Consider the following 11,955-nt stretch of genomic DNA (forward strand, 5'->3'; position numbering starts at 1 on the left):
GAATTGATTTGACTATGATTTTACGTTTTATTTTACCATAGAATATGCGGGTGATGACCGAATTTTTTAGTTTGGGAAAGATTTTCTGTAAATTTAGTCATTTCCCTGATAATTCTCAACCAGAACCGGCTGAAGCTGCTGATGCATAACCGCCTTTTCAATGGTTTGCGGAAGCAGATCCATTTTGGCTACCATTGAATTCGGTTTTTTAAATGGATCGTCTTGCCCGAATGGAATAAAAAAGATATTTTTTGTTGACATGAGCCTCATTAAATTTGTTCCGTTTAAACCGAGAGCATCATTTGTCGAGATACCAAGAACGACTGGCCTATTGTTTCGGATTGTCGCTTTTGCCGCCATCAGCACCGGACTGTCTGTCATAGCATTTGCAAGCTTGCTCATTGAGTTGCCGGTTAAGGGCGCAATGACCATGCAGTCAAGGGGCAGCTTCGGCCCAAGGGGCTCTGCCTTTACAATCGAATCAATGGCCTCATATCCGGTCAGGTCTTCAATTTTTTTAACCCATTCCGCTCCTTCTCCAAATCGGGTATTTGTGGATTTTACGTTAAAAGTGACAACCGGACGGACTTCTGCCCCTCCGTTGACCAGGGCCTCAATTTGCGGGAAAACCGCTTCATATGTGCAGTGCGATCCAGTCAGCCCAAACCCGATTCTTTTTCCTTTTAATGACGACATGCTTACTTCCCCTCCTCAGCTTGTAATTCAGCCAATAGCTTGCTCAAGACGTTTGCGAGGATTTGCCCAGCTGTTTTAGGAGCGACAATTCCTGGTAGACCAGGGGCAAGAAGTGCTTTAATCCCCTGTTTTTCGGCATATTTGAAATCCGTTCCCCCGGGACGTGAGGCCAGATCCAATATTAAAGTTTTTGGTGTCATGCTAGAAAGTACCTTTTGATTTAAAATCATACTCGGTATTGTATTAATACAAATATCTATATCTTTTACATACTCTTTCAGCTCATCGGTATGAAAAGGGACGAGTCCCATTTCAGTAATACGTGCCAAATGCGCTGAACTTCTTGCCCCCACTTTTACATTCGCTCCAAGCGCGGCAAATGTGCGGGCAATCGTCATCCCGGTGCGCCCCAGACCTAGAACGGCCACCTGAGACCCGTGTATCGTATAATCCGTGTGCTGAATAGCCAGCATAATCGTTCCTTCTACTGTCGGAATAGAATTGTATATCGCAATGTCATCCCGTTCAAACAGCTTAACAAGTTTTCTGTTTGCTTGAGCTGCAATGTTTTCTAAATAGGCGTTAGAAATTCCTGAGAAAATGACACAGTGTGCAGGTGTTTTGTCGAGATGCTCCTGTTTTAACACAACCTCTTCATTCGAAAATACAGTCGATACGACACCTTCTCCTGTTGTTGCAGACACTGGGAGAATAACACTGTCTATTTGCTGAAAAGGAATTTCATCAATGTTGCATTTTACTGCTCCGGTAAAACCGTGATCCAATTGGTCAAAACCGACAAGATAGATGTCAGCCTCCTGTTCAGTGAGCTTTCTTATTATTTCGAGCTGTCTTGCGTCACCGCCGATAACTGCAATTTTCAATCCGGTTAACATTTTAAACGTTCACCTTCTTTGTATATACTGGATCTCTAGTTGTTAAGCTCCCCTTCATCTTATGATCAAAAGGAAATACCGGTGAATTAAAACGCGCTTTTTTCATAGAAAAAAACACCGGCTGCCGAAGCCGATGTTTCATAAGTTTACTTTGGAGCCCGCACTACATTCTTTTGGGCTTTTTTCTTACTCTTGCCGAGGAGACATTTCCTCAGGCACGTCTAATATGATCATATCTGATCCGATTTTTTGAATATGATGCCAGGGGACACGAATGTCTTGACCGTGTTTTCTCAAACCAAACCACTTAACTGTCGGAATGAGGAGTGCCGTAATCTGTCCATCCTGTTCATTGATTTCTAAATCGGTCTGGCCGAGTACTCCCAGCCGTTCAGCTCTTTTGATGTCTACAATTTCCTTTCCTGATAATTCACTGAGCCGCATGTCTGTCACCCCCTTGTACTATGTATGATTAAAGGAATTAAAAAATGCCTGCTCCGTTATGGGGCAGGCTTTTCCTTTTAATATGGCATATTGCCGGAGGGGCTGATGAGTGCCAGTGCATAATCTTCAGTAAACAGTTGTCTGGCAAGGCCGTTGACTCGCTCTAAGTTTACGGCGTTTAATTCCTTGATGATCTCATCTAAAGTTTTATGTTTGCCGAGCAGCAGTTCATTTTTTCCATTTCGGCTCATTTTGCTGTTTGTGCTTTCTAAGCTCAGCATCAAGCTTCCCTTCATTTGCTCTTTGCTGTTTTCCAACTCTTTAGAGGTAATACCTTCGCGTTTTAATGTAGCAAGGGTTTCTTGAATTGTTTCTGACAGCTGCTGAAGCTGATTTGCACCGGTCCCGCCGTAAATGGTAAGCATACCGCTGTCCTCATAAGAGCTGTGATAGCTGTAAACAGAATAAGCGAGCCCTTTATCTTCACGGACATCCTGGAACAGGCGGCTACTCATGCTGCCTCCGAGCACATTATTCAGGACAATTAAATCATAAATGCGTTCATGGCCAACCTCAAGGCCTTTAAAGCCAAGGCATAAATGAGCCTGCTCTGTTTCTTTTTTTCTCGTCAGTTTTTCCGTGTAGAAATCGGGCTTCGCGAGGCCTGTCGCTTTGCCTTTCGCCTCGTATGACCCGAACCATTTTTCTACATCTTTGATAAAACTGTCAGATATATTGCCCGCTACCGAAATGACCACTCGGTCCGGTGTATAATAATCATGCATGTATTGTCTGAGAGAGTCGCCGTTGAAGGAAGCAAGCGTTTCTTCCGTACCAAGAATAGGATAGCCTAAAGAATGATTGCCGTAAGTGGCTTTGCTCAGTAAATCATGTACAATGTCGTCCGGCGCATCTTCGTACATTTTAATCTCTTCATATACTACATTTTTTTCTTTTTTCAGCTCGTTTTCATCAAACGTGGAATGAAAAAACATATCTGCTAATACGTCCAGTGCGTAATTTGCATGCTCGTCAAGCACCTTTGCATAGTAGCAGGTATATTCCTTTGAGGTAAACGCATTGACCTGACCGCCAATACGATCAAAAGATTCTGCTATCTCGCGTGCAGATCTTGTGCTCGTCCCTTTAAAGAACATGTGCTCTAAAAAGTGAGAAATCCCGTTTATCTCCGGCTTTTCGTGCCGCGAACCGGTGCCGATCCACACGCCGATCGCAACAGAACGGACTGTCGGGTTATTTTCCAGCACAACTCTTACACCATTTTGACACGTATATCGTTTAATCAAATTTGTTCCTCCTATTCAAAGACAAGCTGCCTGCATCAGTTACTTCAACAGTCTTGTTTCATCCATTAGTTCGGTGACTGTTCCAAGCGCGTATCCTTTATCTTTTACCTTTGTAATCAGCGCTTCAAGACTTTCAGCCGTAGAGTCAGTCGGATGCATTAAAATCATGGCACCATTATGTATCTTGCTTAACACTCTCGTTTGAAGTACAGACGGAGCCGGTTTTTGCCAATCGATCGTATCAACTGTCCACATGACTGTTCCCATCTGTTTCTCAGCTGCAATGTCGACGACCGCTTTTCTAAAACTTCCGCTCGGCGGAGCAAACCACTTCGGCTTAACACCGAGCGTTTTTTCTATTTGCTCATTTGTCTTGTCGAGCTGCTCGGAAATTCTTCCTGTAGTCAGTTTGCTCATATCCGGATGATTGTATGAATGATTTCCGATTTCATGTCCTTCTTCCGCAATCTTCTTAGCAAGCTGTTCATTTTTCCTCACCCAATTGCCTTCTAAAAAGAACGTAGCCTTGACCTGATGCTTTTGCAGAACAGGGAGCATTTTTTCTAAATATTCATTTCCCCATGCCACATTGACTAAAAAAGCCACCATCGGTTTGTCAGGATTTCCTTTATAAATAGGCTCAGGCTGAAGAGACTCAAGATGAATGTTTGGTTTTACTTGCCTGTACACCAAATCGTTTTCCCGAAACTCGCCGTGCTTTTTCATTTTTTTATATGATTTTTCAATATTGACCATCAACCCATTGTAACCGGGAATGCTTTTCCAGACCTTATCTACTCTGGCATCCTGGGGCCTAACTTCATATTCCGGCGCTTTTTGAAGCAATTCTTCATATAGCGGGTCTTTGGACGCCGTGACAGTCACCGTATCTTTTTTCATTGCCCCTATATAATCAAGTGTGTGCGGATTTTTCATCATCTCAAATGAGACAAAAAAAAGAAATAGAAAAACGGCAAACGGCACAAATTTTTTGTACATGTTCTGTCCCCCCTCACCTCACATTATGAAGGATAAGGACAAGGTAGAACCTGCCTGCATTTTAAAAGCTTCAAAATAAAGAAGCCGGGTCTCCCAGGCTCCTTTTATGTTTTCATTTAAGATTGTTGTTCTTCTTTTTCTTTCTCTTCACGGAGCACCGCTTTACGGGATAAATTGACTCGTCCTTGTTTATCAATTTCAGTGACCTTGACAAGAATCTCGTCCCCGATTTTCACAACATCTTCAACTTTTCCTACGCGTTCTAGCGCAAGCTCTGAAATGTGCACCAAACCGTCTTTTCCGCTGAAAATTTCAACGAAAGCTCCGAATTTTTCAATTCGTTTCACTTTACCTAGGTAAAGCTGGCCGACTTCAACCTCTCTGACAAGGTCTTCAATGATCTTTTTCGCTTCTTGGTTGCTGCTTTCAACTGTTGAAGAAATAAAGATGGTGCCGTCCTGTTCAATATCAATTTTAACACCGGTTTCTTCGATGATTTTATTGATTTGTTTTCCGCTTGGCCCGATGACATCGCGGATCTTATCAGGATTAATGGCCATTGTTAAAATCTTAGGTGCATATTGAGAAAGCTCTTTTCTTGATTCGCTTAATGTCGCAAGCATGCTGTTAAGAATTTCCATTCTTCCTTTTTTCGCCTGCTGAAGCGCTTCTTCAAGAATCTCTCTGGAAAGTCCTTCGATTTTAATGTCCATTTGCAGCGCTGTGACGCCTTTTTCAGTTCCGGCTACTTTAAAGTCCATATCTCCAAGCGCGTCTTCCATGCCTTGGATGTCAGTCAGAACAGTGTAATGTTCGCCTGATTTGACAAGACCCATCGCAATACCCGCAACTGGGGCTTTAATTGGTACACCGGCATCCATCATTGCAAGTGTGCTTGCGCAAATACTTGCTTGAGACGTAGAACCGTTTGATTCAAGCACTTCTGATACAAGACGGACAGTGTAAGGGAAGTCTTTTTCAGACGGAATAACTGGCTCAAGCGCACGCTCACCCAGTGCTCCATGTCCGATTTCACGGCGTCCCGGTCCGCGCATTGGCCCTGTTTCCCCAACGCTGAATTGCGGGAAGTTGTAGTGATGCATAAACCGTTTCGACTCTTCGACACCTAAGCCGTCAAGGATTTGCACATCTCCAAGAGCGCCTAGCGTACATACGCTGAGAGCCTGTGTTTGTCCCCTTGTAAACAGCCCTGATCCGTGAGTTCTTGACAAGAGGCCGACCTCAGAAGAAAGCGGGCGGATTTGATCGACACCGCGGCCATCCGGTCTTACTTTCTCTTCAGTAATCAACCGGCGCACTTCATTTTTCACCAGCTTGGACAAAGTCTGCTTCACTTTCTTGATTGTGTCTTCATCATGCTCTTCATCCTCGAATTTCGCCACAACTGCTTTTTTCACTTCATTAATGGCATCTTCACGGGCATGCTTTTCATGAACCTGGATGGCTTTCAGCAAATCTTCTTCTGCTAAAGCTTTTACTTTTTCACTAAGCTCTTCATCAATTTCATAGAGCGCAATTTCTGATTTTTCTTTGCCGACTGCTGCTACAATTTCTTCTTGGAATGCAATCAGGCGTTTAATCTCTTCATGGCCGAACATAATGGCTTCAAGCATGGTTTCCTCAGGAACTTCATCCGCTCCCGCTTCTACCATGTTAATGGCATCTTTCGTGCCGGCAACGACAAGATTGATGTCGCTTTTCTCAAGCTGATCGACTGTCGGGTTAATGATAAATTCATCATTAATGCGTCCGACAGTAACCCCTGCAATCGGTCCTTCAAACGGAATATCCGATACAGAAAGAGCCAGAGATGAACCGAACATAGCAGCCATTTCAGAAGAGCAGTTTTGGTCAACACTCATGACAATGCTGATGACTTGAACTTCATTACGGAATCCATCAGCAAACAAAGGGCGGATCGGACGGTCGATTAAACGGCTGGCAAGAACCGCTTTTTCACTTGGACGCCCTTCTCTTTTAATAAATCCGCCCGGAATTTTCCCTACCGCATATAATCTTTCCTCATAATTTACAGTTAGCGGGAAGAAATCAAGCGGTTTTGGTTCTTTTGAAGCGGTTGCTGTACTAAGCACTGCTGTATCACCGTAACGGATCATAACAGCACCGTTTGCCTGTTTGGCAAGCTGGCCGGTTTCAACGGTAAGCGTTCTTCCGGCCCAATCTATGGTAAAGACATGTTTTTCTTGTCCCATACGATTACGAACTCCTCTCTTCGTTGTGTGAAATAATCAATTACTCCTATTATGAACGAAATGAATTGAACATATCAATGTCAAAGTAGTATGTAAAAGGATTTCAATGATTTGTTATAAGAAATTTCGCTTTAATACGATAAAAAAGCGGGAATCCTCCCGCTTTTTACGATTATCGACGTAAGCCTAGTTTGTTAATTAACTCACGATAACGAGTTACGTCTTTATTACGTAGATACGTAAGAAGATTACGACGCTTACCTACCATTTTAAGAAGACCGCGACGTGAGTGGTGGTCTTTCTTATGAGTACGTAAATGCTCGTTCAAGTTGTTAATTGAGTCAGTTAGGATAGCGATCTGAACTTCTGGAGATCCAGTATCAGATTCGTGTGTTTTGAACTCACTGATGAGTTGGTTTTTACGCTCTTGAGTAATTGCCATCCTGTTTCACCTCCAAATCATATTTAGCCCCAGTTACCTAGCAACCGTCGGTGACTTCGGATTGCCAAGCAATGGTTTTAAGACTACGCAAACTATCATACTAAAAATCGCGCCTATATGCAAATATTTTAAAATGAAATTTGTGTACATTGCATGTTATTTCCGCAAATTGCTGAAATAACGGATGGCTTCCTGCTTGTCTTTCTCAATTTGCTCTGTTAATTCTTTGATGCCATTGAATTTCCGCTCGCTCCGAATCCGTTTATACCACTCAATTTTTATAGAGGCTCCGTATACCTCTTGATCAAAATCAAACAGATTGACTTCGATTGAAGGCTGCTCCGGGCGTTTTTCATAAAATGTCGGCTTATAGCCGATATTGCAAACGCCGTTGTAGACTTCGCCGTTCACTTCCGCTTTTACGGCATATACACCCGTCGGCGGAACGATATAGCTGTTATTTAAACCGACATTTGCTGTCGGAAACCCGATGGTCCGCCCTCTTTTATCACCGTGAATGACAATTCCTTTTATAAAATAAGGCTGTCCAAGCAAGACATTCGCCAATTCAACGTCTCCGTTTTGAAGCGCGGTACGGATATACGAGGAACTGATTTTTTTATCTTGTTCCGTTAATTTTTCTACCATTGTGCACTCAGCTTCTCCATCTAAATCATTCGGCATGGTCTCCATTGTTCCCTTACCGTATTTGCCGTACGTAAAGTCAAAGCCCGCAACAGCGTGCTGTACATTAAGACCGACAATATACTGGTCTGCAAACTGCTTAGGAGAAAGAGAAGCAAATGCTTCATTAAATTTAACGACATACAGAATCTCTGTGCCTAATTGTTCAATTTGGTTTATTTTATCTTCCAGAGGCGTAATCAGATCCTTTGGCTCCTGATTCCTCCTCAATACATGGGAAGGATGAGGATGAAAGGTCATCACAGCTAATGCCAGGCCCTTTTCTTCAGCTATCTGCTTCGCTGTACCGATTACCTTTTGATGTCCTAGATGAACGCCGTCAAAATACCCTAACGCCATCACAGACTTTGCCTGCTCCTCTTTGATTAAGTGATGAGGATGTGTAATATGTATCGTCTTCACAGAACGGTCACCTTTTTTCTATTGTTCGCTTTTTTGCAGCAATACTTTTGCCGGCTTTAACAGCCCTTTTTTTGTAGGATGGGGAAAATAGATCGCCAAACAATTTCCAGATTCCGTAAAGACAGCAATACGGTCTTCGCTTGTCATCTCGGAAAACTGCTCGGGCGTCTCAAGCAAAACCCCATTTTCTACTTTCTTAGCTAATGTATCACTTATGATCCATTTCGGCAAATGATTGAGCGCGCCTTCAATAGGAACTGTATGCTCTCCCACGGTCCCGGACTGGGCCTGTGTTTCCAGTTCATCAAAGGTAAAGCATTCGTCGAGAGAGAAGTCTCCGGATGCCGTACGGATTAAATGAGACATATGAGCCGGATATCCGAGTTTTTCTCCGATCATAACCGCCAGCGTCCTTACATAGGTCCCTTTGGAGCATGTCACTGTAAACCGAAAGCTTGCCGTTTCTCCATTATGTTTAATCTCTGTCGTCAGGGCAATGTCTTCAATAGTAATCATACGTTTTGGACGTTCTACCTCAATCCCTGCTCTTGCGTACTCGTATAATTTTTTGCCGTTTACTTTGACAGCGGAATACATGGGAGGAATTTGTTCTTGTTTACCCTTTAAGCTATTTAAAACTTTTACTGCATCTGCTTTATCAATGGCGTGATTGACAGGCTTAGTTTCAACCCTTTCGCCAGTCTGATCCTCTGTTGTCGTTGAAAAGCCAAGTGTTATTTCCGCATCATATGTTTTAGACTTTTCAGTCAAGTATTCGACTATTTTTGTCGCCCTTCCCACACAAATCGGAAGTACACCTGACACTTCTGGATCGAGTGTTCCCGTATGTCCTACTTTTTTTGTTTTTAACAGTTTTCGGATCTTCATGACACAGTCGTGCGATGTCATGCCAACCGGTTTATGTAAAAGGAGAACTCCGTTAACCATTTGTCCTTCACTCCTTCTTTTGGTTTTTTCTCTTTAAAACGAAGAAAAGAGGACAGACGATATACGCCTATCCTCTCCATTTTTTATTCAGATGGTTTCTCTGAATGTAATTCGTGAATCAGCGTTTCGATTCGATTTCCGTAATCGATTGATTCATCGAACTCAAATTCAATTTCAGGCGTTTTTCGAAGTCTGATGCGGCTGCCGATTTCAGATCGAATAAATCCTTTCGCCTTTGCCAGCCCTTTCAGCGCTTCCTCCCGTTTTTTCTCGTCGCCGAGAACCGAGATATACACCTTTGCAATTTGCAAATCACCTGATACACGTACATCCGTTACTGTCAGAAAACCTATTCTCGGATCTTTCAGCTTGCGGCTGATAATATCACCGAGTTCTTTTTTCATTTGCTCGCCGACACGGTTTGCTCTCATACTCAATTCAATCACCTCTAAGTTAAAACCACTCTGTCCTAGTGATCGTCCGTTCAATTTCAGGAAAAGAATCGATAAACGCTAGGACGCGCTGCAGCTCTTTTTCTGTTTGAACGCGAGAGGAAGAAACAGCGGCGATTCCGAAGCTGGTCCTTTGCCATGTGTCCTGATAGTCAATCTCCGAAATCGAAACATTGAACTTGTTTTGAACCCTGGTTAAAACCCGCTTCAGAACGGCACGCTTTTCTTTTAGCGATCCTGCATCATAAATGATGCATTCACATTCCGCAAATCCGATCACTTTCTTTCAATTTCTTGCATGACATAAGCTTCCAGGATGTCACCTTCGCGAATGTCATTGTATTTCTTAATTGTAATACCACATTCATAGCCTTGTGAAACTTCTTTCACATCGTCTTTAAAACGTTTCAAAACGTCTACTTCGCCTTCGAAGATGACGACGCCGTCACGAATTAAACGGAGGCCGCTGTCGCGCGTAATGGTTCCTTCAGTAACATATCCGCCGGCAATTGTACCTATTTTAGATACTTTGAATGTTTGGCGTACTTCTACTTGGCCAATTACTTTTTCTTCATATTCAGGATCAAGCATACCTTTCATGGCAGCTTCAATCTCGTCGATTACTTTGTAAATGATACGGTGAAGACGAATATCTACATTTTCAGCTTCAGCCGTACTCTTAGCATTTCCGTCCGGTCTCACATTAAACCCGATAACAATTGCATTGGAAGCAGATGCCAAGATAATGTCAGATTCAGTAATTGCACCAACGCCTGTGTGGATGATTTTCACTTTAACGCCTTCTACTTCAATTTTTTGAAGTGCGGCCGTTAAGGCTTCAGCAGATCCTTGAACATCAGCTTTTACGATGAGGTTAATGTCTTTTACATCACCTTGTTTAATTTGCTCGAATAAATCATCTAGACTGAGTTTCGCTTTATCGCTGCGCTGCTCTTCAAGCTGTTTCGAAGCACGGGCTTCCCCGACAGAACGAGCTGTTTTTTCATCCTTAAAGACAAGGAATTGGTCTCCAGCTTGAGGGACATCGTTCAAACCGGTAATTTCAACCGGAGTTGACGGGCCGGCAGTTTTTACACGGCGTCCAATATCGTTGACCATGGCACGGACACGGCCAAATGTATTGCCAACTACGATAGGATCACCGACATTCAGTGTCCCAGTCTGTACGAGCAATGTCGCAACTGACCCTCTGCCTTTATCAAGTTCCGCTTCAATAACCGTTCCTTTTGCCTGGCGTTTCGGATTCGCTTTGAGTTCCTCTACTTCACTGACAAGCAAAATCATTTCAACGAGTTCATCAATGCCTTTTCCGGTTAAAGCGGAAAGCGGAACAAAAATGGTTTCTCCGCCCCAAGCTTCAGGAACAAGTCCGTATTCCGTCAGTTCTTGCATCACACGGTCAGGATTTGCGGATTCTTTATCAACTTTATTCACAGCAACGATAATTGGAACCTCAGCTGCTTTTGCATGGTTAATCGCTTCTACAGTTTGCGGCATTACACCGTCATCTGCAGCCACAACGAGAATCGTAATATCAGTTACTTCTGCACCGCGTGCACGCATTGTCGTAAATGCGGCGTGGCCTGGGGTATCCAAGAACGTAATTTTCTTGCCGTTCTCTTCAATTTGGTAAGCACCGATGTGCTGAGTGATTCCGCCTGCTTCTCCTTCAACAACCTTCGTTTTACGGATGCTGTCAAGAAGCGTCGTTTTCCCATGGTCAACGTGACCCATGATCGTCACGACAGGAGGACGAATTTCAAGATCCTCTTCTTTATCAGGCTCTTCATATTTTTCCAACTCTGTTTCTTCAAGTACAATGACTTCTTCTGTTTCTACACCATATTCTGATGCAATGAGTTCGATTGTATCTTTATCAAGCTCTTGGTTAATGGTTGCCATTACGCCAAGAAGCATCAGCTTTTTAATGAGTTCTGAAGGCTCTTTGCCAAGCTCCTCAGCCAATGCGCCGACTGTTAAAGTGCCGGAGAATGTAATTTTCTCAGGAAGCTCTTTTTTCGGCTTTACAGGCTTTTGCTGATATTGATTCTTATTGTTGTTGTTGCGTTTATTTTTTTTGTTGTTGTTATTCTTCTTGTTTTTGTTAAATTGATTATTCTGCACGTCATTCTTCTTTCCGTCTCGAATTTTATTTGGTTGATTTCCAGCAGATTGCTGATTAACCCCTTGCGTCTGTTTGTTTTTGTTCGTTTCTGCAGGCTTTTGAGATTTAACGGCCGCGCCGCCTTTTTTAAATTTGGCATCAAGCTGTTTAATAGCCTTTTCTTCAAGCATGGCCATGTGATTATTCACTTCTAAATTCATGTTTTTCAGTGCGGTCAAAATTTCCTTACTTGAAACATTTAATGCTTTTGCATATTCGTATACTCTCATTTTAGCCATTCGTTC

At 43.0% G+C, this 11,955-nt stretch carries 12 protein-coding genes; all 12 read right to left on the reverse strand.

Translation table 11 applies throughout. From position 1 onward, the window contains the following. Positions 1 to 93: 93 nt before the first annotated feature. The 12 genes from dpaB to infB all read right to left on the reverse strand — a co-directional run bounded on the left by dpaB (position 94) and on the right by infB (position 11,949). Positions 94 to 696, reverse strand: a complete 603-nt coding sequence (gene dpaB / locus V6D41_RS05750) for a dipicolinate synthase subunit B (protein WP_087991641.1) — start codon at positions 694 to 696, stop codon at positions 94 to 96. Between the two features lie 2 nt (positions 697 to 698). Continuing rightward, positions 699 to 1,592, reverse strand: coding sequence for a dipicolinic acid synthetase subunit A (dpaA, locus tag V6D41_RS05755; protein WP_333517570.1), 894 nt, complete (start codon positions 1,590 to 1,592; stop codon positions 699 to 701). A 186-nt stretch (positions 1,593 to 1,778) separates the two neighbouring features. Continuing rightward, positions 1,779 to 2,036, reverse strand: a complete 258-nt coding sequence (locus V6D41_RS05760; RefSeq protein WP_003238478.1) for a YlmC/YmxH family sporulation protein — start codon at positions 2,034 to 2,036, stop codon at positions 1,779 to 1,781. A 77-nt stretch (positions 2,037 to 2,113) separates the two neighbouring features. Further along, entirely contained in the window at positions 2,114 to 3,343 is a 1,230-nt protein-coding gene (locus tag V6D41_RS05765) for a M16 family metallopeptidase (RefSeq protein WP_148961802.1), read from the reverse strand. Positions 3,344 to 3,382: 39 nt separating this feature from the next. Then, the gene (locus V6D41_RS05770; protein WP_333517571.1) at positions 3,383 to 4,342 is read right to left on the reverse strand and encodes a polysaccharide deacetylase family protein; all 960 of its coding nucleotides are present in this window, start codon (positions 4,340 to 4,342) and stop codon (positions 3,383 to 3,385) included. A 116-nt stretch (positions 4,343 to 4,458) separates the two neighbouring features. Continuing rightward, the gene (pnp, locus tag V6D41_RS05775; protein ID WP_087991637.1) at positions 4,459 to 6,576 is read right to left on the reverse strand and encodes a polyribonucleotide nucleotidyltransferase; all 2,118 of its coding nucleotides are present in this window, start codon (positions 6,574 to 6,576) and stop codon (positions 4,459 to 4,461) included. Positions 6,577 to 6,748: 172 nt separating this feature from the next. Then, a complete protein-coding gene (gene rpsO, locus V6D41_RS05780; protein ID WP_003154182.1) occupies positions 6,749 to 7,018 on the reverse strand; it encodes a 30S ribosomal protein S15 in 270 nt (89 codons plus the stop codon). Between the two features lie 156 nt (positions 7,019 to 7,174). Beyond that, positions 7,175 to 8,125, reverse strand: a complete 951-nt coding sequence (gene ribF, locus V6D41_RS05785; RefSeq protein ID WP_333517572.1) for a bifunctional riboflavin kinase/FAD synthetase — start codon at positions 8,123 to 8,125, stop codon at positions 7,175 to 7,177. 18 nt (positions 8,126 to 8,143) lie between these two features. Continuing rightward, the gene (gene truB / locus V6D41_RS05790; RefSeq protein ID WP_333517573.1) at positions 8,144 to 9,073 is read right to left on the reverse strand and encodes a tRNA pseudouridine(55) synthase TruB; all 930 of its coding nucleotides are present in this window, start codon (positions 9,071 to 9,073) and stop codon (positions 8,144 to 8,146) included. A gap of 83 nt (positions 9,074 to 9,156) precedes the next feature. Then, the gene (gene rbfA / locus V6D41_RS05795) at positions 9,157 to 9,510 is read right to left on the reverse strand and encodes a 30S ribosome-binding factor RbfA (protein WP_009967251.1); all 354 of its coding nucleotides are present in this window, start codon (positions 9,508 to 9,510) and stop codon (positions 9,157 to 9,159) included. Positions 9,511 to 9,526: 16 nt separating this feature from the next. Then, positions 9,527 to 9,805 (reverse strand): DUF503 domain-containing protein, encoded by a 279-nt coding sequence (locus V6D41_RS05800; protein ID WP_010328005.1) that lies wholly within the window; start codon positions 9,803 to 9,805, stop codon positions 9,527 to 9,529. Further along, positions 9,802 to 11,949 (reverse strand): translation initiation factor IF-2, encoded by a 2,148-nt coding sequence (infB, locus tag V6D41_RS05805; protein WP_333517574.1) that lies wholly within the window; start codon positions 11,947 to 11,949, stop codon positions 9,802 to 9,804. Before infB ends, V6D41_RS05800 begins: the two co-directional genes overlap by 4 nt. Positions 11,950 to 11,955: the final 6 nt, after the last annotated feature.

It is taken from the genome of Bacillus sp. 0102A (genome assembly GCF_036765155.1).
Lineage (GTDB): Bacteria > Bacillota > Bacilli > Bacillales > Bacillaceae > Bacillus > Bacillus subtilis_G.

Excerpts from the sequence above, each read along its gene's own strand:
- dpaA (WP_333517570.1), bottom strand. The coding sequence starts at position 1,592 with ATGTTAACCGGATTGAAAATTGCAGTTATCGGCGGTGACGCAAGACAG.
- pnp (WP_087991637.1), bottom strand. The coding sequence starts at position 6,576 with ATGGGACAAGAAAAACATGTCTTTACCATAGATTGGGCCGGAAGAACG.
- infB (WP_333517574.1), bottom strand. The coding sequence starts at position 11,949 with ATGGCTAAAATGAGAGTATACGAATATGCAAAAGCATTAAATGTTTCA.
- V6D41_RS05760 (WP_003238478.1), bottom strand. The coding sequence starts at position 2,036 with ATGCGGCTCAGTGAATTATCAGGAAAGGAAATTGTAGACATCAAAAGA.
- dpaB (WP_087991641.1), bottom strand. The coding sequence starts at position 696 with ATGTCGTCATTAAAAGGAAAAAGAATCGGGTTTGGGCTGACTGGATCG.
- truB (WP_333517573.1), bottom strand. The coding sequence starts at position 9,073 with ATGGTTAACGGAGTTCTCCTTTTACATAAACCGGTTGGCATGACATCG.
- V6D41_RS05770 (WP_333517571.1), bottom strand. The coding sequence starts at position 4,342 with ATGTACAAAAAATTTGTGCCGTTTGCCGTTTTTCTATTTCTTTTTTTT.
- rpsO (WP_003154182.1), bottom strand. The coding sequence starts at position 7,018 with ATGGCAATTACTCAAGAGCGTAAAAACCAACTCATCAGTGAGTTCAAA.